We start from the raw sequence: 22722 nt of genomic DNA, 5'->3' as shown, positions 1-22722 counted from the left end.
ATATTGCGCCGTATAACACGAAAGCCCGCCGGAACCGGCGGGCTTTCGTGTTATACGATGTGTTTTAACCGTTTTTCAGCAGGAGCCCCCGCTCTTTCCGCATGCGCTGCAACAGGCTTTCCACGGTGTTGCGGATGGATGCGGGCAGTGTATCGAACCCCGGCGCAGCGCAGCGACCGGCCATTACCGAACTCGCTTTCCGCGGCGCATCCGGCGAAAATAGGCAATCACCCTCATTCCTCCCCACGATCATCCATTTCGATGACTATGGTCATTGAAGCGGGAAAACCCACCATTTACCTTTGTATCGAAATGTGAGAATAGCCTTTTTTACGAGATGATCCGCCCGCCCGGGCAACCGAATCTTCACCGACAGTCTTTCCCCTCCAGCCTTTTCCAATACTACATTCCTCATTCACTGCTTTTGGCAGCCATGCCGGCGTCTGCGCTATCGACACCACGGCCGTTTTACATTGGCCAGGCGCCATTGGTATGCCTATCGCACAAAAAAAAAGCCGCTATGAAAAATTCAATACTTGCCTGCGCCGCAGGCCTGCTACTGCTTTGTGCCTGTACCAAAGAACCCCTGGAAGAATGGATCCTGCCCGAAAACGGGAAAGCATCGCTGCCATTTGAATATAAAGACACGAGCTTCGTGATGGCCCCACGGGTAGACAGCGCCAACATGCTGCGCCTCGTCAATGCCTATCGCGCCAAAGGCTGCAACTGCGGCGAGGTATATATGCCGCCGGCTCCTCCCCTCACCTGGAACATCCGGCTGGAGAAGGCTTCCTGGCTTCACAGCAAAGAGATGAACGACAGCGTCTACATGAGCCATACCGGCCGGAACGGCAGTAACGGCGGCGACAGAATACGTAAGATGGGATTCAACTGGCATCGGTATGCAGAAAATATTGCGCTGGGCATTTTGACGGAAAAGACGGTAGTGGATGGATGGATGGGCAGTAAAACGCACTGTCTGGCGATGATGGACCCCTTGCTGAAGGAAACCGGCATCGCGCGATTCGGCAACTACTGGACGCAGGAGCTCGCGCTGAGCTATTAGCGATAGCGCACTGCCCCTGATCCTGCCTAAAAAAGTCCGGCACCGCAGCTGCCGGACTTCCGCTATATCAACTGAAAGTTATTTCGCTTCCGCGACATCGACGCCAACATCATTTTGGCCATCTTCGGTTGCAGGGCGCCGAAATCACTGAAATTATACCGGTTCGCCACCTTGAACTCGATGGAAAAATCCCCCACGCGGATGGCCTCGCAACCACCGGCATCGCGCCACACCGATCCCGTTGCCGTTCCCTTCACATATTTCCGGCCAAACACCGTCGTCACTTCCGTGATATTGACCGATCCCGGGGAAGGGATCCGTTTCAGTCCGTCCGGCGGGCATTCCACGTGATAGGTTGCCGCGTTTTGGGGCAGTGTTATCCCCAGTTCCTTCCCCGCATTTTCAACGTCATGGTACATGCTGTAGTAAGGATGGGAGCCGGTCGAATATCCTTTCCCGAAGACCTGGAGCGAATAGCCGGCTACCGGCTCCATGTCGTCGAGAATTCCATTGATGATCAAATCGTCTTCATGGACCATTACGTTATTGCGCGGGGAATTGTATGCGATTCGATCCAACATCCGATTACGACACCACTGTATGAAACCACGCCCAATGCCAGCATCAATTGATACCATCCATTAAAGCAATTATGGTGCTTAAAGCGTAAGCGCCGTATGCATGTTGATGCTTCGTAAGACAGGAAGCAGTTCCTCCGTGCGATAACTTTCCTGCAAACAAAAACTGGACAAGGCTCGCTACATCTGTTTAATATAAATAAACTTTATTTTATTATTTGTATCTTTTGCGCCTATTCACAACTACTAAAACCACGCGCAATGAAATGCTACCCGAAATCCGGATGCCGAAAAGCTATCACGTCAACAATCCTTCTATGGATATTATGCCTGGCTTCCCCATCACTTTTCGGCCAGATCAAGGTCATGAGCTATAATATCCATTATGGCATAGGCATGAACAAGGAGAACAGTTTGAAAGACATTGCCGGACTGATAAAAGAAACAGCGCCCGATATCGTGGGGTTGCAGGAAATAGGGGACTCGGCCATGGCTGCCGAACTTGGACAGCTAACGGGTATGTACTTCGTCTTCGGCCCTTCACTCGGAAAAATGGATGGATATGGAGACGCTGTACTCAGCAAATATCCGATCGTGTACGATGGCAACCATTCTATCCCGAGCGCAAGCTCAAGCCGCTACCAGGTGATGGCTTTAACCGTGGATCTTTCAACGAAATCTCCTGGCCTGGGAAAAGTAAGGTTAATCAACACGCATTTCGACTGGCTAAAAACGATCGGTTCTAAACATGCCCGCTTATCGACAGTGGATGTAATAGAAGAAGCCTTTTTCAACACGGCAGCGGTTCCTACGATTCTTACCGGAGATTTTAACGCGGAGCCAGGCAGTGAAGAAATCGCCAAACTTAAAAAATACGGCTGGACCGATAGCGGCGAGCCCGGCCATCATAAAACCATTCCTTCCACCCATCCCACTCATCAGATTGATTATATTTTCTTTCGCGGGAAGAAAGATTTTGCCGTGAAAAAATTTTCGGTCCTGTATGGCGTATTAAGCTCGGACCATTTACCGGTTGTTGCTGAGTTGGAATTGATTCGCCGGTAAACACGGAATTTGTTACAGCTGCTTGGCGATGCTCCCCAGCGCCGTGAAGTTTGCGCGGATGTTGATGAACCCCAGGAAATTCCCGTTTTCCGGATCATACCTGAACTCCAGCGGTACCCATACTTCCGGGAACACCCGGAGGCGGACCGTGGCGTTGAGAGATAGGCGGTCGCGCTCCTCTTCCGCGTACAACTGCGCGAAATTGCGGTAATATGACCCCGAGAACTTGATCTCCAGGTAACTCCGCTTGGTGGTTTTCGCTTTAAAAACCACGTTCATACCCGTTTCCAGGTTGAACAGCATGCGCTTGAGGTCTCTGCCCGATTTGAGCGTATCGTCTACGAACTGAAGGCCGGATTGGATATCGAGCTCCCAGTCGTGCGTGGTTTCCGGCGATCGCGTGAGCCCTTTGAGGAATTGGGTATGCAGCACCAGGTTGGAAAACACGAACTGATCTTTGTAGGTGGTGTCCGTTACGCCAACGGTCCATAGCACTTTCTTCTGGAGGTCTTCTTTCAATTGGCTGTAAATCGCTTTGGCGGTATCGGTAAAATTGTAATCGCCTTTTTCGTTGAGCTCCTGGCGGAGCGGCTCGTCTGCCGCTTTCAAAATAATTTCCTTCAGTTCGGGGCTCAGCGACTTGAAAGACGTTCCCTGGTTGACGAATGCATCCAGTTCCAGCAGCAACGCACCTTTCACATTCATGTCCTGAATTTTGCTGATCTCCTTTCCCGCGGCCGTGTTGGCGGCATACAACTGCTGTACGCGCCCGTTGTTTTCCACAGTTTTCAGGAATGCTTTGCTGACGGTTTCGTCGCGCTTGTTGATAATCGCGAAAGTGATACCGGATGTAAACCCATTGAACCGGAATGAACTGTCTAGCCGCAGTCCCACGGCGTAGTTGAGGTTCCTGAGTGGGGTGTAGTTCCGGTAGTTTTTATCGATCAGCAGTGTCGTGTCCAGTTTGGCCATAACGGCGAAGGGCGTGCCCTTGAAACGGATTTCCTTGTCGGGGCTGGTCAATCTTTCCAATCCCAGCTGGAAGAAACTGTTCAACACATCCTTATAATTCCCGGAAGCCAGCGAATCGGCCGTGAATATGGGGTTGGGCGATTTTTGCTGGGCCATGAGCTGTACGGAAATGCATAGCATCAGCAAAAGGACGAGCCCGGCGCGTTGCGTTTTCATATGAAAATTTCAGCGGTTATTTGATTAGGAAGTTGGCCATCATCAGGCCATTCGGGAAGTTTTTCGGATTAGCGGGGATGGTGGGCGTGCTGAGTTTGACGGTAGCGGTGCCCGTGCAAACGCCATTGATGGTGACCACATCGCCGCTCTGTACATCAGAAAAAACGATGCTGCCGGTTTCGCTGATGCTTTGCATGTTGATGAGCACGCCATTGCGGAACAGGATGGCCGTAGCCTGGCCGATGCCGCCGGTAAAAGTAAAATCGATGGACACGTTCTGCGAAACGGCTGTCTTCACGGCAACCAATGCTTCTGTGCTTAAATTCCCCGCCGGCGCTGCCGGGGATGCCGATCTGGAGACTGGCGTTTTGCCGGGGCTGGATTTGGCCTTTGCTCCTTTTTTGGGGCTGGCTTTGGCGGATGCTGCTTTTTTGCTTTTTGCCATGGCTTACAGGATTGAAAACGTATAATTAACCGGAATTCAGGCTGGGAAAATGGTTATGCTGTTGTATTGATTGGGGCAGACGATTCATTTGATACCGTTTCAGCGACAGGTTCAGGCTTTCGACACATTACAATGTTATGCAATGATAGCACAACTTTATGCAATCCCGCCGCTACCGGAGAAAAAAATCCGGAACGCGTATGTTTTTGGCAAGGATGGATGGGATGAACCGATAATGGGGTTTTCCACGATTAGAACCCGGACTTTGGAAAATCCGGCCAGGAAGCAGGATGGTGGCGGTTCGGAGGACGGGTGTAAAAATGAAAAAACCGCTTTGTAAAGCGGCTTTATTCTTTGTTGCCCGACCAGGATTCGAACCTAGACAAACAGAACCAAAATCTGTCGTACTACCATTATACTATCGGGCACCGTTCGTTGGGATTGCAAAAGTATCAATTTTTTTATTTCTGCAAAAAAAATGTTCGTAATTTTCTCATCTTTTTACTGAAACCCCCTCCTGCCAAGGCTTTCACGCTACAACAACCGCGTCACCGCCGCCACGATCCTTTCCGGCGCCAGCTCTTCCATACAGGCATGATCTCCCCGGAAACACGGCTTGCTGCCAAACACCGAGCACGGCCGGCAATACAGGTCCAGCTGCACCGCGTTCTCTTCCTGCTGCCCGAAGCCCATGAACCCTGCAAACGGATGCGTAGCGCCCCATACAGACACCACCGGCACGCCGTACAGCGAAGCCAGGTGCATGTTGGCGGAATCCATGCTCACCATTACGGTAAGCCCGCTGATAATGCGCAATTCCTCCTCGAGGGAATGTTTCCCTGCTACCACTTCCACCCCCGGGACCCGCGTGGCCAGGGCTTCCAGTTTCGCGGTTTCTTCCTTACCGCCCCCGAACAGCAGGATATCTGCGTCCGTTTTCCCGCGCAGCGCGCGGATGGCCGTTTCCATCTTTTCGATGGGATACGTTTTTTCGCGATAAGTGGCGAACGGCGCGATGCCGATCCGCTGTTTGGCGGAAGGGTTGCGCGGCAATGTGCCGGGCGCGTTCGCATCAACCGGGTATCCCAGTTCCGCGAATACGGCGCGGTAGCGGTCGAGGGTGGATGTCAGCGGCTGGAGGATTTTATCGTCTTTCCGCGTCAGCGCCTTCTTCCCCGCCCTTCCCTTGTCGATCACCGCAATTTTGACGGCCGACAACCGGAAAAAGGAACGGAGTATCTGGCTGCGCAATACCTGGTGAAGGTCCGCCATGGCGCGGATGCCGGGGAATTGCGCGCGGATGGAGCGGAACAGGCGGAAAAGGCCGTTTACGCCTTTATGCTCGCCTTTTACATCGGCCGGCACGAATATGAGCCGCGGGATGCCCTGGCACAGGGCTCCCCAGTTCTTATTGGTGACGAAAACGATGGTAAGGTCCGGATAAGTATCCAGCACCTGTTTCATAACGGGAATGGTCATGGCCACGTCGCCCATGGCGCTCAGGCGCACGGCCAGCAGCGCCGTAGGCTTATCGCCCGGATTTTTGCCCATACAGAACGGGGTTGAGCGAAGGATCGTTGTACATTTTCATCTGCTTGTACACTTTCATGTACTTGCGGCCTTTGGAAATATCTTCCAGCAGGGCTTCGATGGCGGCAGACAGGTCGCGCTGCTGTTCCAGCAACACATCCAGTTTGCGCGCGCAGGCCTGGCGGTGTTCTTCGGTCGCATCGGGCCGGGTAGCCTCTTCCCGCATGTGATAGATTTTCAGCGCCAGGATAGACAGCCGGTCGATCGCCCAGGCGGGGCTTTCGGTGTTGATCGTCGCATCCGGCACGGGTATTACGTCTTTATATTTTTCGAGGAAAAAGCTGTCGATATATTCTACCATGTCTGTCCGTTCCTGGTTCGACTTATCGATCCAGCGTTTCATGCCGAGAGCGTTCACGGGGTCGATGGCCGGGTCGCGGATCACGTCTTCCAGGTGCCATTGCACGGTGTCGATCCAGTTCTTGGCGTACAGCAGGTGTTCTACGGAGGTGTTTTCATAAGGGTTCCGGATCGCCTGGTGGATATCGTTGGCCACATGGTAATCGCGGATACTCTGGTCAAAAATTTCGATGCAAAGTGCAGTAAACATGCAGCAAATGTAAATAAAAAAGCACGCTGTGGAAACAGTGTGCCGGGCATAAAATCATGTGAATGTTCGAGAATGCAATTGTGTAGGCTTTCAATGGTTCTCTAAAGAGGGCTTCGAGTTATTTTCAGACAACGAAACCATCTGCTGACCATATGGTGCCGGCATGTTGGAGACGCCCGCAACACGGCCGGCAACAATAGTCAGATATTATTGATAGGAAAACCCGGTGATTGGAGATTTTCCGTGCCTTTCTGGTTAATACATATGTTTTCAGGAGAATGCGGTCAGGGGGTACTGGACGTTATGCAGTCTTAGCTAAATTGGCATTTCCTGGACATCTGGTACTAAATTACGACGAACGCCTGTATTATACTTGCAGTGATGAAAAATCTGTGTTACCACATTTAAATGATTGTGAACTAACGCCTTCCTACACGAAAAAAGCCGCGCAGAACGGGAGTCTGCACGGCTTTCCGGATATTTCGAAAAACTTATTTCATTTCTTTCCTGGCGGCGTAATACAGCGGAATGCCGAGCAGGATGATGCCCAGCCCGGGCACGGCGTACTCCGGTTCGTAAATGAGCAGCAGTACGGCCAGCGAAAGGGCCACCAGCACGTAAAGCGCCGGTAATACCGGATACCCGAAGGCTTTGTGGCTCCGGGGGATCTCCGGACGGGTCCTGCGCAGCACGAAAATCCCGATGATCGTGATCACATAAAACAGCAGCACGCCGAAAATCACCATGGTGAGCAGATCGCCGTACTTGCCGCTGAGGCAGAGCAGCGAAGCCCACAGGCACTGGATCCAAAGGCCCGTACCGGGAACGTCGTACCGGTTGAGCTCGCCCGCCTTGCGGAAGAAAAGCCCGTCTTTGGCCATGGTATAGTAAATCCGGGCGCCGGAAAGGATCAATCCGTTGTTGCAACCGAACGTGGAGATGATGATCATCACCGCAATGGCCATAGCGCCTACTCCGGGGCCGAAAATCCGCTCCGCGGCGGCCACCCCTACCCTTTCCTGCGGCGCAAATGCGATCTCGTTAAAGGGCAGCACGGCGAGGTACATGAGGTTGGCGGATACGTAGATGATGGTCACGATGAAAGTCCCCAGAAACAGGGCGCGGCCGATATTCTTCTCCGGGCTCTTGATCTCCCCGGCTATGAACGTCACATTGTTCCACGCGTCGCTGGAAAACAGCGTCCCTTTCATGGAAACGGCGATAGCGCCCAGGAAGGCCATGCCACCGAGGGCCGTGGTCACCAGTTGGCCGTCCACCATCTGCAGATTGGCCGTTTGCCAGGCGTTTTCCCAGTTGGCGTTCCAGATTTCCGCCTTGGCGCCGATCATCAGGCCGAAAACGATCAATCCGAAAAGGGAGAAAAGCTTGGTGAAAGTGAATACGGTCTGGATGATCTTCCCGTTCTTCACGCCTTTCGTATTGATCCAGGTGAGCAAAACGATAGAAAGAATGGCGATGATCTGGGCCATGTTGACGGAAAACGCCCAACTGCCAAGGGGTATTTTGAGCAAAACGTTGGTTTCCCCCAGCCCGGGCGCCAGATAGCCGAGGTATTTGGCAAAAGCCATGGCCACGGCCGCGATAGTACCCGTCTGGATGACGCCGAACTGCGTCCACCCGAAAAGGAAAGCGATGAATGGATTGTATGCTTCGCGGAGGTAAACGTATTGGCCGCCGGCTTTGGGGAACATCCCCGACAGTTCGCCGTAACTGAGGGCGGCGATGAGGGTTACGACCCCGGCCAGCACCCACATGGCCATCATCCAGCCCGAAGAGCCCATGGAACGGGCCACTTCGGCCGATACGATAAAGATGCCGGAACCGATCATGGACCCCGCCACGATCATCGTAGCGTCCACTAGGCTTAGCGTGGGTTTGAAGGAGTGTGTCTGGTTGGACATAGCGGTTGATAAAATGGTTGATAAAAGAAAATCCCGGTTGTTACACCGGGATCAAACGTAGCAATCGTTTAATTATTTGCTGGGAGTCGCATCATTGAGCGCCTTGATCACTTCTGCTGTAATGTCGTACGCTTCGTCTTTGTACAGGATGTTGGAAGCACCTGCGCGGTAAGAGAAGATGAATGCGTAACGGTTGCCGTTCACGGCCTTGATCGTTTCTTCCAGCCGCTTTTGCAGATCTTCGGAGAACTGCGCTTCCTGGGTTTGCAACTGCGCGATGAGGCTCTGGCGGTTCTGCTCGTGCTGCTGCGCCTTGCGCTGGAGGCTGGCTTCCGCCGCCTGGCCTTCTGCCTGCGTCATGGAAGGAGCCCGTTGCTGGAGCACCTGCAATTCATTCTGCAATGCACGCTCGCGACCGGCAATGTCGTTCTGCGCAGCTTCTTTCTTACGGTCCAGCTCAGCTTTTTTGTCCTTGAAATAAACGTAGTGAGCTTCCAGCGAATCAATATCTACATAGGCAAGCCTTTGCGCGCCGCCAGCCGCCAGAACGGAAGAATCAGCACCGGCTTTGGGGGCAGATTTACCGTTGTTTTGCTGACAGGCTGCAAATACGCCGGCGATCGCCATCAGGAATAAACCATTTTTCACAATAAGTTGACGGGTGTGCATGTTGATCGATAGATTTTAATACGCTTGGATATAATTAGATTGTTGCGGCGGCTAAAATAAGATTTTTGGGATATAAAAAAACGTTAAAAACAAAATAGTGGAAAGATAGGTTCGGTAAGGGTTTGAGGTCGATTCTCCCCTGAAAAACGAAAAAGGGGGACGATATCCCCCTTTTTTATCATTATTTTTTAGTCTTTTCCAGTGCTATTTCCGGCTCGTCCGTCGTCAGGAAGTCGGCCCCGGCCTTGAGATACGTCTCCATTTGCGCCGGGTCGTTGACGGTCCAGATGTTAACGGTCACGTTGTGCTGTCTGGCCTGCTGGAAGATGGTCATGTCCCTGTCGATGGTCTTCCAGTTGTAATCGAAGCCCCAGATCCCGTCGGCCTTCAGTTCCGCGGGCGATTTGTCGCCGTTGAGATAGGCGACCTTGGCATGGGGGTCCAGCGCCACGATCTTCTTGCAGATATTGTAATCGAAGCTGATATACAGCATCCAGGCCTGGGATTTGTGCTGGCGGATGAGGTCGTAGCATTTTTGGGCCAGTTCTTCACCGCGACCGGTTTTCGAGGGTTTCAGCTCGAGCACCAGGCGGGTTATGTTTTGCTTTTTGCCTTCTTCGAGGTATTGCTCGAACGTGGGCACCTTGTCGCCGTTTTTAAGGTCGATGGTAATGAGGTCCGCAATGTTCGTCTCTTCCACTGCTTTACCGCCGATATGGGGGTCGTGAGACAGTACCGGAATGCCGTCTTTCGACAACCAAACATCGAACTCGGAACCTTCACAGCCCAGGCGCGACGCTTCGCGCAGCGACGTAATGGAATTCTGGCTGCCTTCCGTATGTTTCCAGGCGCCGCGGTGCGCAACGATCTTGTTCCGCGCGAAATCATCCTTCACGAATATGAACGATTCCCGCTGGCCGCCCAGCTCCAGGGTTACCGCATATTGAACGGCAGCCGATTCGCCGATGCTTTTCCTCTTCTTCAACCGTACCTCGCCTTTCTTCCCGATCATGAAAAGACCGGAAGTATCTTCCGCAACTTTCACGCCCGATGCAGGCCCCTGCGGCGTGAACACCTGCCCGATCACCGCGCCGGACTTGCCTTTCGGAATGGTATAATTGTCCAGATGGAATGCGGGCGCTTGCCCGTTCACCGCTGCTGCGGCCAGTAATGCCGGAATCATGAATCGATAACGTAGACGCATGGTAATGTGTTTTCTATGCTTGTTTAATATTTCGTCAACTTACGGATTATTATGTTCTGCTTTCAATTCAGTTACATAAGCTTACAAAATACGGTGGCGAATGGATAAATCAAAGTCCCCGCGGGAGATTTTAATGAGAACTTAATATGGTCCCGGAAATCAAAAAAGGCCGCCCCAACCGGGGCGGCCTTGGAATATGATCGGTTATCAGACCTATTCTTCTTCGTCGAACTGGAACACTTCTTTCGAAGATGCGAGGATGTCGTATTCTTCTTTCGAACCTACGATCATGTTCTCGAATTCTCTCAGACCCGTACCAGCCGGGATCAGGTGACCTGTGATTACGTTTTCCTTCAGACCGAGCATGTCGTCGGTTTTGCCGTTGATGGCTGCGGAAGACAGTACCTTGGTCGTTTCCTGGAAGGACGCTGCGGAGATCCAACTGTGCGTACCCAGAGAAGCCTTGGTGATACCGAGGAGGAGCGGGCTGGAAGTAGCCGTTTCCGCGTCGCGGTATTCCACCAGTTTCTTGTCGGAGCGGCGCAGTACGGAGTTTTCTTCACGTACCTGGCGGAGCGTAACGATCTGGCCAGCTTTCATGTTAGCGGATTCACCGGCTTCGGTTACCACTTTCTTGTCGAAGATCTGATCGTTTTCTTCAAAGAATTCGAACTTGTCGGTAGTATCGCCTTCGAGGAAGCGGGTATCTCCCGGATCTTCGATGGTTACCTTGCGCATCATCTGGCGAACGATCACCTCGATGTGTTTGTCGTTGATCTTCACACCCTGCAGGCGGTAAACCTCCTGGATCTCGTTCACCAGGTATTCCTGTACGGCGAACGGACCTTTGATGGAAAGGATATCGGCAGGAGTGATGGAACCGTCGGACAGTGCGGTACCTGCTTTCACGAAGTCGCCGTCCTGGACCAGGATGTGGCGGGTCAGCGGAACGAGGTACTTTTTCACGTGGTTTTCGCGGCTTTCGATGATGATCTCGCGGTTACCGCGTTTGATATTACCGAAGGCTACTACACCGTCGATCTCGGATACGATGGCCGGATTGCTCGGGTTACGCGCTTCGAAAAGCTCGGTAACACGGGGCAGACCACCGGTGATGTCGCGGAGCTTGCCGATCACGCGCGGGATCTTCACGATCACCTGGCCGGATTTAACGGCTACGCCCTCTTCCACGATGATGTGGGAGCCAACCGGCAAGTTGTAGGATTTCACTTCCTTATTACCGTCTACAAGGAGAGACGGGATCTTGTTCTTGTCTTTCGTTTCGATAACCACTTTCTCGCGGTGACCGGTCTGCTCGTCAGCTTCTTCACGGTAGGTGATACCCTCGATGATGCTGTCGAAACGAACCTTACCGGCGATTTCGGATACGATAACGGCGTTGAAGGGGTCCCATGTGCAGATCACGTCGCCTTTCACCACTTTCTGGCCATCTTTCACGTTCAGGGTAGAACCGTAAGGGATGTTATTGGTGATGAGCAGGCGGTCGTTCTTCACGTCCATGATCCTCAATTCACCCGTACGACCGATAACCACCTGCAGTTTCTCGCCTTCGTTGTTTTCGAAGGTAGTGGTGCGGAGGCCGTCGAACTGTACGGTACCGTCGAATTTCGCAGCCAGCGTGGATTCTACCGATGCGGAACCGGCCACACCACCTACGTGGAACGTACGCAGTGTCAGCTGTGTACCAGGCTCACCGATAGACTGTGCGGCGATGATCCCCACGGCGTCGCCACGCTGCGCCGTGTAACCGGTCGCCAGGTTCTTGCCATAGCATCTTACGCACACGCCGCGTTTGCTTTCGCAGGTCAGCACGGAACGGATTTCCACCGTTTCGATCGTGCTTTCCTCGATCTTGCGGGCGATCTCTTCCGTGATCTGCTCACCTGCAGCAACGAAGAGCTCTTCGTCGTTGGAGGGGTTGAATACGTCGTGGAGCGACGTACGGCCGAGGATACGGTCGTACAGCGGTTCTACTACTTCTTCGTTGTCTTTCAGCGCAGAAGTCGCGATACCACGGAGGGTCCCGCAATCTTCTTCGGTGATTACCACGTCCTGCGCAACGTCTACGAGACGGCGGGTCAGGTAACCCGCATCCGCCGTTTTGAGTGCCGTATCCGCAAGACCCTTACGGGCACCGTGCGTGGAGATGAAGTATTCCAATACGTTCAGACCGTCCTTGAAGTTGGAGAGGATCGGGTTCTCGATGATCTCGGAACCGGTGGAACCGGATTTACGCGGTTTCGCCATCAGACCTCTAAGGCCGGCCAGCTGTTTGATCTGCTGTTTGGAACCACGGGCGCCGGAATCAAGCATCATGTATACAGAGTTGAAGCCCTGTTTGTCGGATGCCAGTTCACGGATCAGCGTTTCGGTCACTTTCGTGTCCACACGGCTCCAGATGTCGATGATCTGGTTGTAACGCTCGTTGTTCGTGATAAGACCCATGTTGTAGTTATCCCAAACCTCGTCCACCTCGCCGGCTGCACCGTCGATCATGATCTGTTTAACGTCGGGGATAATCAGGTCGTTGATATTGAAGGACAGACCACCACGGAATGCCGTACGGAAACCCAATTGCTTGATGTCGTCCAGGAATTTCGCGGTTTTCGGAATGTCGGTCGCTTTAATGATGTCACCGATGATCTCACGCAGCGATTTCTTCGTCAGCAGGGCGTTTACGAAACCTGCTTCCTTCGGAACGTATACGTTGAAGATCACGCGGCCCACCGTGGTTTCGATCAGCTTGCGCTCCAGGGTACCGTCTTCCTTACGCACATCTGCTTTTACGCGGATGTGAGCGTGCAGGTCAACGCGGCCTTCGTTATGCGCGATGATCACTTCTTCCGCGGAGTAGAAGGCCATGCCCTCTCCTTTCACGATTTCAGTGGCGGTGGTTTTCTTACCCTTGGAAATGTAGTACAGACCGAGAACCATGTCTTGCGAAGGCAGGGTGATCGGCGTACCGTTCTGCGGGTTGAGGATGTTGTGCGAAGACAGCATCAACAGCTGTGCTTCCAGGATCGCGGCGTTGCTCAAAGGTACGTGAACCGCCATCTGGTCACCGTCAAAGTCGGCGTTGAACGCAGAACACACGAGCGGGTGCAGCTGGATCGCCTTACCTTCCACCAGTTTCGGCTGGAATGCCTGGATAGACAGGCGGTGAAGGGTCGGAGCACGGTTGAGCATCACGGGGTGACCTTTCAGTACGTTTTCCAGGATGTCCCAAACCACCGCTTCCTTCCGGTCAACGAGCTTTTTCGCTGATTTCACGGTTTTAACGATGCCTCTTTCGATGAGCTTGCGGATAATGAACGGTTTGAACAGTTCCGCAGCCATATCTTTCGGAAGGCCGCACTCATGCAGTTTCAGTTCAGGGCCTACCACGATAACGGAACGACCGGAGTAGTCCACACGTTTACCGAGGAGGTTCTGACGGAAACGGCCTTGCTTGCCTTTCAGTACGTCGGAGAGCGATTTCAGCGCACGTCCGCCTTCCGCTTTCACGGCGTTGGATTTACGGCTGTTGTCGAACAGGGAGTCAACCGCTTCCTGGAGCATACGCTTTTCGTTACGCAGGATCACCTCGGGCGCCTTGATCTCGATGAGACGCTTCAGACGGTTGTTACGGATGATCACGCGGCGATAAAGGTCGTTCAGGTCGGAAGACGCGAAACGGCCACCGTCCAGGGGAACGAGCGGGCGCAGTTCCGGCGGAACAACGGGGATGTATTGCATCACCATCCATTCCGGGCGGTTGTCTACACGGCCATTGGCATCGCGGAAGGCTTCCACCACGCTGAGGCGTTTGAGGGCCTCGGCTTTACGCTGCTGGGAAGTTTCCGTAGCAGCCTGGTTGCGGAGCTGGTAGGAAAGGCTGTCCAGATCGATCCGGGCCAGCATCATTTCCACCGCTTCGGCACCCATCTTCGCGATGAATTTATTCGGGTCCTCATCAGGCAGCAACTGGTTGTCTTTCGGAAGGGTATCCAGGATATCCAGGTACTCTTCTTCCGTCAGCAGATCTGCATAGTTGAGGCCTTTCTCCTGCTTCACGCCAGACTGGATCACCACATAACGTTCGTAATAAACGATGGTTTCCAGTTTCTTGGAGCTCATGCCGAGCAGGTAACCGATTTTATTGGGTAAAGATTTGAAATACCAGATATGAACAACGGGCACTACCAGGCGGATGTGGCCCATTCTTTCACGACGCACTTTCTTCTCGGTCACTTCCACACCACAGCGGTCGCACACAATGCCTTTATAACGGATACGCTTATACTTTCCGCAATAGCACTCGTAATCCTTTACAGGACCGAAGATCCTTTCGCAGAACAAACCATCGCGCTCCGGCTTGTAAGTCCGGTAGTTGATGGTTTCGGGTTTCAGCACCTCTCCATAAGAACGCTCCAGGATCGTATCCGGCGAAGCGAGGCTGATGGTAATGCTGTTAAAATTTGATTTGGGACGATTTTCTTTCTTGATGGCCATTGTATGTTGTTTAAAGAAAACTCATTGTCATGCGTGAAGCCGGTTGGTCAGGTTTCCTTTCCTTTTCTCTTGAACATTCACGCTATTACTCCTGCATTCTGCTACGACGGTATCGGTAGGAGGCCCGGGCGGTTTGTCAACCGTCCAGGCCTCTCCATTAATACAGTTATCAGTCGAATTTCAGGTCCAGACCCAGGCCTCTCAGCTCATGGATCAATACGTTGAAGGACTCGGGCACACCGGCTTTCGGTATGTTGTCGCCCTTAACGATCGATTCGTAAGCTTTCGCGCGGCCCACGATGTCGTCAGACTTGATGGTGAGCAGTTCCTGCAGGATGTTGGCGGCACCGTACGCTTCCAGGGCCCACACCTCCATCTCACCGAAACGCTGGCCACCGAACTGGGCTTTACCACCCAACGGCTGCTGCGTAATGAGGGAGTAGGGTCCGATCGAACGGGCGTGCATCTTGTCGTCCACCATGTGGCTCAGCTTCAGCATGTAGATGATACCTACCGTCGCTTTCTGGTGGAAGCGCTCCCCGGTTTCGCCATCGTACAGGTACGTGTGGCCGAAGCTCGGCAGTTTCGCTTCGGAAATGTAATCCGCGATTTCTTCGGTGCTCGCACCGTCGAAGATCGGCGTCGCGAAACGCAGGCCCAGTTTCTGACCAGCCCAACCGAGTACGGTTTCGTAAATCTGGCCAAGGTTCATACGGGAAGGTACACCCAGCGGGTTCAGTACGATATCTACCGGGGTTCCGTCTTCCAGGAACGGCATGTCTTCGTCACGCACGATCTTGGCTACGATACCCTTGTTACCGTGGCGGCCCGCCATCTTATCACCCACTTTCAGCTTACGTTTGCTGGCCAGGTAAACCTTCGCCAGTTTCAGTACGCCTGCGGGCAGTTCGTCACCGATGGAGATGTTGAATTTCTCGCGTTTATAACGGCCCAGCTCCTCGTTGTACTTGATGTTGTAGTTGTGGAGCAGGGTATTGATCTGGTCGTTGGTATCCTGATCGGTCGTCCAGCCCAGGGGGTTCACGTTCTGGAAATCCACGTTCGCCAGGTTCTTCGCGGAGAACTTGGACCCTTTGGAAATCAGCACTTCGCCGTAGGTGTTGGTGATGCCCGCGGAAGTTTTTTCCTTCAGCAGGGTCAGCAGTTTGCCCATCAGTACTTCCAGCAGATCTTCCTCGTTCTTCTGGTGGATTTTCTCCAGTTTCTCGAGGGCTGCTTTCTCGCGGGTTTTGGAGTTTTTATCCTTCTTCGCACGGGAGAACAGTTTTTTGTCGATCACCACGCCTTCGGTAGACGGGGGCGCTTTCAGGGATGCGTCTTTCGCGTCCGAAGCCTTATCGCCGAAGATCGCGCGGAGCAGTTTTTCTTCCGGAGAAGGATCGCTTTCGCCACGGGGTGTGATCTTGCCGATGAGGATGTCGCCTTCCTTGATGTGAGCGCCTACGCGGATGATACCGTTCTGGTCCAGGTCCTTCGTAGCTTCTTCGCTCACGTTCGGGATATCCGGCGTCAGTTCTTCTTCACCCAGCTTGGTGTCGCGTACTTCCAGCTCATACTCGTCGATATGGATGGAAGTAAACCAGTCTTCCTTGGCTACGCGCTCGGAGATTACGATAGCATCCTCGAAGTTGTAACCTTTCCAGGGCATGAACGCCACTTTCAGGTTGCGGCCCAGTGCCAGCTCGCCGGCGCGGGTTGCGTAACCTTCCGTGAGGAAGTCCCCTTCTTCCACCTTCTGGCCTTTCTTAACGGCAGGACGAAGGTTGATACAGGTGCTCTGGTTGGTTTTTACGAATTTGGTCAGTTGATAAACGATCAGGTCGTCTTCGAAGCTCACCAGTTTCTGCATTTCGTCGCGCTCGTAACGTACATGGATTTCGTTGGCGTCAACGAATTCCACAACGCCTTTGCCTTTCGAAGTGATCTGCAGACGGGAGTCGCGCGCTGCCTTGCCCTCGAGGCCGGTACCCACGATGGGGACCTGCGGAGCGATCAGCGGCACAGCCTGGCGTTGCATGTTCGAGCCCATGAGCGCACGGTTGGCGTCATCATGCTCGAGGAACGGGATCAGGGAGGCGCTCAGACCAACGATCTGGTTCGGCGCAACGTCCATGAACTCCACTTCCTGAGGGTCCAGGATGGGGAAATCGCCCGTCTCGCGGGATTTAACTTTATCACCGGTAAACGCGCCTTTCTCGTCGAGCGGGGCGTTCGCCTGTGCGATTTTAACGGAGTCTTCTTCTTCTGCGCTCAGGTACTCGATATTGTTCATATCTACTTTACCGTCTTTCACCTTGCGGTACGGCGTTTCGATGAAGCCCATCTCGTTCACCATGGCGTGTACGCACAGGGTGGAGATCAGACCGATGTTCGGACCTTCAGGGGTCTCGATGGTGCAAAGACGGCCGTAGTGGCTATAGTGTACGTCACGCACCTCGAAGCCTGCACGCTCGCGCGACAGGCCGCCGGGCCCGAGCGCGGAGATACGGCGCTTGTGCGTGATCTCCGACAGCGGGTTGGTCTGGTCCAGGAACTGCGAGAGCTGGCTGGTACCGAAGAAGGAGTTGATCACGGAAGACAGTGTCCTCGCGTTGATCAGGTCTACCGGTGTAAACACCTCGTTGTCACGAACGTTCATACGCTCGCGGATGGTACGGGCCATACGCGCCAGGCCTACGCCGAACTGCGCGTACAATTGCTCGCCCACGGTGCGTACGCGACGGTTGGACAGGTGATCGATATCGTCGATCTCCGCCTTGCCGTTGGTCAGTTGCACGAGGTATTTAATGATCGAAATGATGTCTGCCTTGGTCAGCACCTTCATATCGAGCGGTGTGGCCAGGCCGAGTTTGCGGTTGATCTTGTAGCGGCCTACGTCGCCCAGATCATAACGCTTGTCGGAGAAGAATAATTTATCGATAATGCCCCTTGCTGTTTCGTCGTCCGGCGCATCGGCACCGCGCAGTTGGCGGTAGATGTGCTGAACGGCTTCCAGCTCGGAGTTGGAGGTGTCTTTGTTGAGGGTATTGTAGATGATGGCAAAGTCGCCGCTCACTTCTTCCTTCTGCACGAATACGGATTTAACGCCCATATCGGTGATCAGTTCGATGTTCGCTTCGTCGAGGATGGAATCACGCTCGAGCACGATCTCATTCCTTTCGATGCTCACCACCTCGCCCGTGTCTTCATCCACGAAATCTTCCACCCAGCTGCGTAAAACGCGGGCAGCCAGCTTTTTGCCGGCATATTTCTCGAGGCTCTTGCGGTCTGCTTTTACTTCGTCAGCCATGCCGAACAGCTCCAGGATATCCTTGTCTGTTTCATAGCCGATCGCCCTTAACAGGGTAGTAACCGGGAACTTCTTCTTACGGTCGATGTAAGCATACATCACATTGTTGATGTCTGTCGCAAACTCCATCCAGGCACCTTTGAAGGGGATCACCCTTGCAGAGTAGATCTTGGTGCCGTTCGGATGCACGGACTGTCCAAAGAACACACCGGGCGAACGGTGAAGCTGGGATACAACTACACGCTCAGCGCCGTTGATAACGAAAGTACCTCTGGGGGTCATGTAGGGAATGTTCCCAAGGAACACATCCTGCACAATGGTCTGGAAATCAACGTGTTCCTCGTCGTTACAGCTGAGGCGGAGCTTCGCTTTCAGCGGAACGGAATACGTCAAACCCCGCTCAATACATTCTTCGATGGTATAACGCGGAGGGTCTACGAAATAGTCCAGGAACTCCAGATTGAAGATATTTCTGGTATCTGTGATCGGGAAGTTTTCCTTGAATACTTTAAAAAGGCCTTCGTTGTTACGCTTGTCTGGTGTGGTTTCTAATTGGAAGAAATCCTTGAAAGATTGGATTTGGATAGCCAACAGATCCGGTGTCTCAGCAACTTGTTTGATCTTTCCAAAATTTACTCTTTCGTTAGTTTGGGCTTTTTTTAGAGACATATTCGAAGTTAGCAGTTAATATGACTTGTATTGAATAAGGGAAATTAACGATTCTTTGCCAAAAACATCCAAATTATTGTAACTCAACCATCAAAGCCGGGAATTTCCCGTTTGCCGGACCATCAGGAAAAGATACGTTCCCAAAGGGAATAAGGCCAAAAAGTACCGGAGCACTTTTTGACCTTAAAAAGAATGTATATTATGCAAAGAATTACTGAATTTCTACGTCAGCGCCTGCTTCAGTCAGCTTCGCTTTCAGATCTTCTGCTTCAGCCTTGCTAACGCCTTCTTTCACTGATTTCGGAGCACCGTCAACCAGTTCTTTGGCTTCTTTCAGACCGAGGCCGGTCAGGTCTTTTACAACCTTAACCACGTTCAGTTTGCTAGCACCTGCAGATTTCAGAACTACGTTGAAAGCAGTTTTTTCTTCAGCAGCAGCAGCTCCACCGCCGTCGCCAGCAGCTACAACAACTGCAGCAGCAGCAGGTTCGATACCGTATTCGTTCTTCAGAACGTCTGCCAGTTCCTGTACTTCCTTAACAGTAAGACCTACTAATTGTTCAGCTAATGCTTTTACGTCTGCCATTTTATAATGTTTTTTGTGTTGTTTTAAAATGTTGAATTAGAATATATTGTGACTTGGAAGCCAAAGTTGTTACCGATTACTCGGCGGCGGGTGCGGCTACTGCTGCAGCGGCTTCTCCACCTTCTTCTTTCTTGCCTTTCTCGAGCAGGGCAGCGATTACGCGCTTTGCAGGAGATTGCAGCAGACCGATAACTTCGCCGATAAGCTCGTTTTTGGTCTTGATCTTCGTCAGGTTCGCCAGCTGGTTGTCGCCCAGGTAGATTTCGTCAGCCACGAAAGCAGCTTTCAGAACGGGTTTTTCCAGTTTCGCGTTCGCCTTGCGGAAGGTGCTGATGATCACAGCGGGCTCTTTCGGGCTGTCGGAGAACATCAGGGCCGTAACACCGTTCAGTGCTTCGTAGATACCTGCATATTTCTCGTTGTCCAGGCTTTCCAGTGCCTTTTTGATCAGGGTGTTCTTCGCCACTTTCATTTCCACATTCTTGTCGAAACAAACCCTTCTCAGGTGGTTCACCTGCGCTACCGTCAGAGACTCGGTATTGGTAATATAGAAGTTGCTGTACTGAGAGAACTTGCTTTTCAGCACCTCAATCACTTCATTCTTTTGGTCTTTGTTCATTGCTTAATGTTTAACATTGACTGCTTACTGCCTTCACTGCCTCGCGGCTCCGGCACCAACGGCCGTCAATTAGTTTTGAACAGATTTAGTGTCGATTACGATGCCCGGGCTCATGGTCGCTGCCATGCTCAGACCTTTCAGGTAAGTACCTTTGGCGGTAGAAGGCTTCAGCTTGATGATCGCGTTGATCAGCTCCTGGCTGTTCTGCTCGATCTTCTCGGGAGCGAAGGATACACGGCCGATAGACGCGTGGATGATACCAGCTTTGTCTACCTTGAAGGTAATTTTACCACCTTTCACCTCGGTAACGGCAGCTGCCACGTCGTTGGTAACAGTACCGGTCTTCGGGTTAGGCATCAGGTTACGGGGGCCCAGGATCTTACCCAGCTTACCGATCTTCGGCATCGTTGCGGGCGTCGCAATGATAACGTCTACATCGGTCCAGCCAGCTTCGATCTGCGCGATGAAATCATCCAGACCTACGAAGTCAGCACCGGCTTCTTTCGCAGCAGCCTCTTTGTCAGGCGTGCAAAGTACCAGCACTTTCTTGGTTTTACCAGTACCGTGAGGAAGCGTAACGGAACCACGGATCGCCTGGTCGGCTTTCTTCGGGTCTACGCCCAGACGGATATGCAGATCGACAGAAGAGTCGAATTTCGTGCAGTTGATATCTTTTACAAGTGTAGACGCTTCTTTCAGGCTGTAAGACTTGTTCTTGTCCACCTTCGCGTCAGCTACTTTTCTTTTTTTCGTTGCCATTTTCAGAATGTTTTACTTAATTCCTGCTTTCACAGGGTGAACAATTTAGTTTTCCCAGGGCGCTTTACCGTCTACGGTGATACCCATGCTGCGCGCAGTACCAGCCACCATTCTCATGGCGCTTTCCAGCGTGAAGCAGTTCAGGTCAGGCATCTTGTCTTTGGCGATAGCCTCAACCTGATCCCAGGATACTTTACCCACCTTGTTACGGTTAGGCTCTTTGGAACCACTCTGAACTTTCGCAGCTTCCAGCAGTTGAACCGGAGCCGGAGGAGTCTTGATAACGAAATCAAAGGATTTGTCAGTGTAAACAGTCAGTAACACCGGTAATACCTTACCCATCTTGTCCTGGGTACGGGCATTGAACTGTTTGCAGAACTCCATGATGTTCACACCTTTCGAACCCAGTGCAGGGCCAATCGGAGGAGCAGGGTTGGCTTGGCCACCTTTCACCTGGAGTTTCACGTACGTTGCGATCTCTTTTGCCATTGTGTTGTTTTTAATTTGGTTAAACGTTTCCCCTCCCGTCACCGGAAGCAGAAACTCCCAAAACTCAAAAGTCGTTCGTTGAAAGACATTTTAAGGGGGATGCAAAGGTAGGTAATATTTAATTGATTCGCAAAAAATATTTGGACTTCGGCATTTTTTTTGCTACTATCCGGGAATGGAAATTTTGCTGCATGACTAACTGCCTGTAAACGAATGTGATACATTCGCGTCGCCGAGCCGTGCAAAGATACGGATTTCCCCCCTCTTCCCCTCCACATCTACCCTTCCTTCCATTATTTTCTCCCCATCCCTTCCCGCTTTTTTATAAATTTATCCCCCATAAGCTTTTCCACATGCTATTTCTCCTGTTATCACTTTTGCTCAAATCACCAGAAAACCTACCGAACGGCATGAAAAACACCGTACTCTTTATCGGCTCCTACTCCGAAGCATCCCAAAATGGCATCCACACACTGATCCTCACCGGCAAAGCTCCCTGGTTCGGGGATATCCGGAAAGGCTTCGGCGGCATCGCCAACCCCTCTTTCCTGAAACTGTCCACAAACCGCAAAATGCTCTACGCCGTCTCCGAAACCGGCGAAGGCACCGTTCAGGCATACGCCCTTCAACCCGCCGGCGGCCAGGCCCCTCCCGCGCTTACGCCCGCAGGTAGCCCACAACCCGCCGGAAACGGCCCCTGCCACATCTCCGTTGACCCGCAAAACCTGCATATCATCGTTTCCAATTATAATGGCGGCAGTCTTACCGTTTTCCCGCTCGACGAAAACGGCATCCCCCGCACCGCCGTCCAACGCCTCCATTTCAGCGGCAAAGGCCCGGACCCCTCGCGCCAGGAAGCCCCGCACGCCCATTCGACCCTCTTCTCGCCCGACGGGAAACAAGTCTTCGCGGCCGATCTGGGCACCGACCGCATCCATATATATGATTACGACCCCAAGCACGATAAACGCCCGCTGACGCCTGCCAAACAGCCTTTCGCCACTACCACGCCCGGCGGAGGCCCGCGCCACATGGCCTTCTCCGCTAACGGGAAACTCCTGTTCGCCGTGCTGGAGCTTAACGGCCAGGTCCAGACCTTCCGCTATCAAAACGGCGGCCTCACACCCCTGCAAACCGTTTCCGCCGCGCCCGCCGATTACAAGGGCGACCATTTCAGCGGGGCAGACATCCATCTTTCACCCGACGGAAAATTCCTCTATACTTCCCTCCGCGGCGATATCCACCAGATCGCCATTTTCAAAGTGCAACCAGATGGATTACAACTCGTTAAAAATCAACCGCTTCCCGGTAAAGAGCCCCGCAACTTCTGCCTGTCGCCCGATGGCAATCTCCTGTACTGCGCCCTTCAGAAAAGCGGATCGATCGTCGTTTTCAGGCGCGATCCCGATACGGGGCTGTTAACCGACACGGGCGATTCTATGAAAACGCCCTCCCCCGTCTGCCTGGAAACCATGTGATTATTACATGTGGCAACAGGCAA

Annotated in this window: 17 protein-coding genes and 1 tRNA gene; 3 read left to right on the top strand and 15 right to left on the bottom strand. The window is 52.7% G+C overall.

All coding sequences use genetic code 11. The features are described 5' to 3' along the window. The first annotated feature begins 520 nt into the window (after nucleotides 1-520). Nucleotides 521-1066 (top strand): CAP domain-containing protein, encoded by a 546-nt coding sequence (locus EJ361_RS17145; RefSeq protein ID WP_164714300.1) that lies wholly within the window; start codon nucleotides 521-523, stop codon nucleotides 1064-1066. A gap of 62 nt (nucleotides 1067-1128) precedes the next feature. Here EJ361_RS17145 and EJ361_RS17140 read toward each other — a convergent pair whose 3' ends face one another. Next, the gene (locus EJ361_RS17140) at nucleotides 1129-1647 is read right to left on the bottom strand and encodes a hypothetical protein (protein ID WP_126246864.1); all 519 of its coding nucleotides are present in this window, start codon (nucleotides 1645-1647) and stop codon (nucleotides 1129-1131) included. Nucleotides 1648-2010: 363 nt separating this feature from the next. Between EJ361_RS17140 and EJ361_RS17135 the strand changes: the two genes are divergently transcribed. Next, nucleotides 2011-2709 carry an endonuclease/exonuclease/phosphatase family protein gene (locus EJ361_RS17135; RefSeq protein ID WP_164714299.1) on the top strand — a complete coding sequence of 233 codons (699 nt, stop codon included), beginning with the start codon at nucleotides 2011-2013 and terminating at the stop codon, nucleotides 2707-2709. A 12-nt stretch (nucleotides 2710-2721) separates the two neighbouring features. Here the strand turns inward: EJ361_RS17135 and EJ361_RS17130 are convergent, their stop codons facing one another. From EJ361_RS17130 to rplK, 14 genes are all read right to left on the bottom strand, one after another. Beyond that, complete coding sequence (locus EJ361_RS17130) at nucleotides 2722-3897, bottom strand: hypothetical protein (RefSeq protein ID WP_126246862.1); 1176 nt, start codon at nucleotides 3895-3897, stop codon at nucleotides 2722-2724. A gap of 16 nt (nucleotides 3898-3913) precedes the next feature. After that, on the bottom strand, nucleotides 3914-4342 hold the full coding sequence (locus EJ361_RS17125; RefSeq protein WP_126246861.1) for a hypothetical protein: 429 nt from the start codon (nucleotides 4340-4342) through the stop codon (nucleotides 3914-3916). A gap of 357 nt (nucleotides 4343-4699) precedes the next feature. Further along, nucleotides 4700-4770 (bottom strand) — tRNA-Gln (locus EJ361_RS17120). Nucleotides 4771-4876: 106 nt separating this feature from the next. Beyond that, nucleotides 4877-5893 carry a glycosyltransferase family 9 protein gene (locus EJ361_RS17115; RefSeq protein ID WP_126246860.1) on the bottom strand — a complete coding sequence of 339 codons (1017 nt, stop codon included), beginning with the start codon at nucleotides 5891-5893 and terminating at the stop codon, nucleotides 4877-4879. After that, nucleotides 5871-6482, bottom strand: a complete 612-nt coding sequence (locus EJ361_RS17110) for a DUF4254 domain-containing protein (RefSeq protein WP_126246859.1) — start codon at nucleotides 6480-6482, stop codon at nucleotides 5871-5873. Before EJ361_RS17110 ends, EJ361_RS17115 begins: the two co-directional genes overlap by 23 nt. 491 nt (nucleotides 6483-6973) lie before the next feature. Further along, entirely contained in the window at nucleotides 6974-8404 is a 1431-nt protein-coding gene (locus EJ361_RS17105) for an APC family permease (RefSeq protein WP_126246858.1), read from the bottom strand. A 72-nt stretch (nucleotides 8405-8476) separates the two neighbouring features. After that, nucleotides 8477-9073, bottom strand: coding sequence for an OmpH family outer membrane protein (locus EJ361_RS17100; protein WP_126246857.1), 597 nt, complete (start codon nucleotides 9071-9073; stop codon nucleotides 8477-8479). A 181-nt stretch (nucleotides 9074-9254) separates the two neighbouring features. Further along, a complete protein-coding gene (locus tag EJ361_RS17095) occupies nucleotides 9255-10277 on the bottom strand; it encodes a glycerophosphodiester phosphodiesterase (RefSeq protein WP_126246856.1) in 1023 nt (340 codons plus the stop codon). A gap of 213 nt (nucleotides 10278-10490) precedes the next feature. After that, nucleotides 10491-14789 carry a DNA-directed RNA polymerase subunit beta' gene (gene rpoC / locus EJ361_RS17090; protein WP_126246855.1) on the bottom strand — a complete coding sequence of 1433 codons (4299 nt, stop codon included), beginning with the start codon at nucleotides 14787-14789 and terminating at the stop codon, nucleotides 10491-10493. A 169-nt stretch (nucleotides 14790-14958) separates the two neighbouring features. Then, entirely contained in the window at nucleotides 14959-18768 is a 3810-nt protein-coding gene (rpoB, locus tag EJ361_RS17085) for a DNA-directed RNA polymerase subunit beta (RefSeq protein ID WP_126246854.1), read from the bottom strand. A 211-nt stretch (nucleotides 18769-18979) separates the two neighbouring features. Further along, nucleotides 18980-19354: a 50S ribosomal protein L7/L12 gene (rplL, locus tag EJ361_RS17080; RefSeq protein ID WP_126246853.1), complete on the bottom strand. Its 375-nt coding sequence runs from the start codon at nucleotides 19352-19354 to the stop codon at nucleotides 18980-18982. A gap of 76 nt (nucleotides 19355-19430) precedes the next feature. Next, nucleotides 19431-19973, bottom strand: coding sequence for a 50S ribosomal protein L10 (gene rplJ, locus EJ361_RS17075; RefSeq protein ID WP_126246852.1), 543 nt, complete (start codon nucleotides 19971-19973; stop codon nucleotides 19431-19433). 69 nt (nucleotides 19974-20042) lie between these two features. After that, nucleotides 20043-20732, bottom strand: coding sequence for a 50S ribosomal protein L1 (gene rplA, locus EJ361_RS17070; protein WP_205687033.1), 690 nt, complete (start codon nucleotides 20730-20732; stop codon nucleotides 20043-20045). A gap of 45 nt (nucleotides 20733-20777) precedes the next feature. Then, nucleotides 20778-21221 (bottom strand): 50S ribosomal protein L11, encoded by a 444-nt coding sequence (gene rplK, locus EJ361_RS17065; RefSeq protein ID WP_126246850.1) that lies wholly within the window; start codon nucleotides 21219-21221, stop codon nucleotides 20778-20780. A gap of 410 nt (nucleotides 21222-21631) precedes the next feature. Here rplK and EJ361_RS17060 point away from each other — a divergent pair, with 410 nt between their 5' ends. After that, the gene (locus tag EJ361_RS17060) at nucleotides 21632-22699 is read left to right on the top strand and encodes a lactonase family protein (RefSeq protein WP_164714298.1); all 1068 of its coding nucleotides are present in this window, start codon (nucleotides 21632-21634) and stop codon (nucleotides 22697-22699) included. Nucleotides 22700-22722: the final 23 nt, after the last annotated feature.

It is taken from the genome of Chitinophaga rhizosphaerae, from assembly GCF_003958645.1.
Lineage (GTDB): Bacteria > Bacteroidota > Bacteroidia > Chitinophagales > Chitinophagaceae > Chitinophaga > Chitinophaga rhizosphaerae.
Note: the sequence above shows the minus strand (reverse complement) of the source record. Positions and strands in the feature narration are given on the sequence as shown.

Coding starts and splice junctions, on each gene's coding strand:
- EJ361_RS17145 (WP_164714300.1), top strand. CDS start 521: ATGAAAAATTCAATACTTGCCTGCGCCGCAGGCCTGCTACTGCTTTGT.
- EJ361_RS17140 (WP_126246864.1), bottom strand. CDS start 1,647: ATGTTGGATCGAATCGCATACAATTCCCCGCGCAATAACGTAATGGTC.
- EJ361_RS17135 (WP_164714299.1), top strand. CDS start 2,011: ATGAGCTATAATATCCATTATGGCATAGGCATGAACAAGGAGAACAGT.
- EJ361_RS17130 (WP_126246862.1), bottom strand. CDS start 3,897: ATGAAAACGCAACGCGCCGGGCTCGTCCTTTTGCTGATGCTATGCATT.
- EJ361_RS17125 (WP_126246861.1), bottom strand. CDS start 4,342: ATGGCAAAAAGCAAAAAAGCAGCATCCGCCAAAGCCAGCCCCAAAAAA.
- EJ361_RS17115 (WP_126246860.1), bottom strand. CDS start 5,893: ATGGGCAAAAATCCGGGCGATAAGCCTACGGCGCTGCTGGCCGTGCGC.
- EJ361_RS17110 (WP_126246859.1), bottom strand. CDS start 6,482: ATGTTTACTGCACTTTGCATCGAAATTTTTGACCAGAGTATCCGCGAT.
- EJ361_RS17105 (WP_126246858.1), bottom strand. CDS start 8,404: ATGTCCAACCAGACACACTCCTTCAAACCCACGCTAAGCCTAGTGGAC.
- EJ361_RS17100 (WP_126246857.1), bottom strand. CDS start 9,073: ATGCACACCCGTCAACTTATTGTGAAAAATGGTTTATTCCTGATGGCG.
- EJ361_RS17095 (WP_126246856.1), bottom strand. CDS start 10,277: ATGCGTCTACGTTATCGATTCATGATTCCGGCATTACTGGCCGCAGCA.
- rpoC (WP_126246855.1), bottom strand. CDS start 14,789: ATGGCCATCAAGAAAGAAAATCGTCCCAAATCAAATTTTAACAGCATT.
- rpoB (WP_126246854.1), bottom strand. CDS start 18,768: ATGTCTCTAAAAAAAGCCCAAACTAACGAAAGAGTAAATTTTGGAAAG.
- rplL (WP_126246853.1), bottom strand. CDS start 19,354: ATGGCAGACGTAAAAGCATTAGCTGAACAATTAGTAGGTCTTACTGTT.
- rplJ (WP_126246852.1), bottom strand. CDS start 19,973: ATGAACAAAGACCAAAAGAATGAAGTGATTGAGGTGCTGAAAAGCAAG.
- rplA (WP_205687033.1), bottom strand. CDS start 20,732: ATGGCAACGAAAAAAAGAAAAGTAGCTGACGCGAAGGTGGACAAGAAC.
- rplK (WP_126246850.1), bottom strand. CDS start 21,221: ATGGCAAAAGAGATCGCAACGTACGTGAAACTCCAGGTGAAAGGTGGC.
- EJ361_RS17060 (WP_164714298.1), top strand. CDS start 21,632: ATGAAAAACACCGTACTCTTTATCGGCTCCTACTCCGAAGCATCCCAA.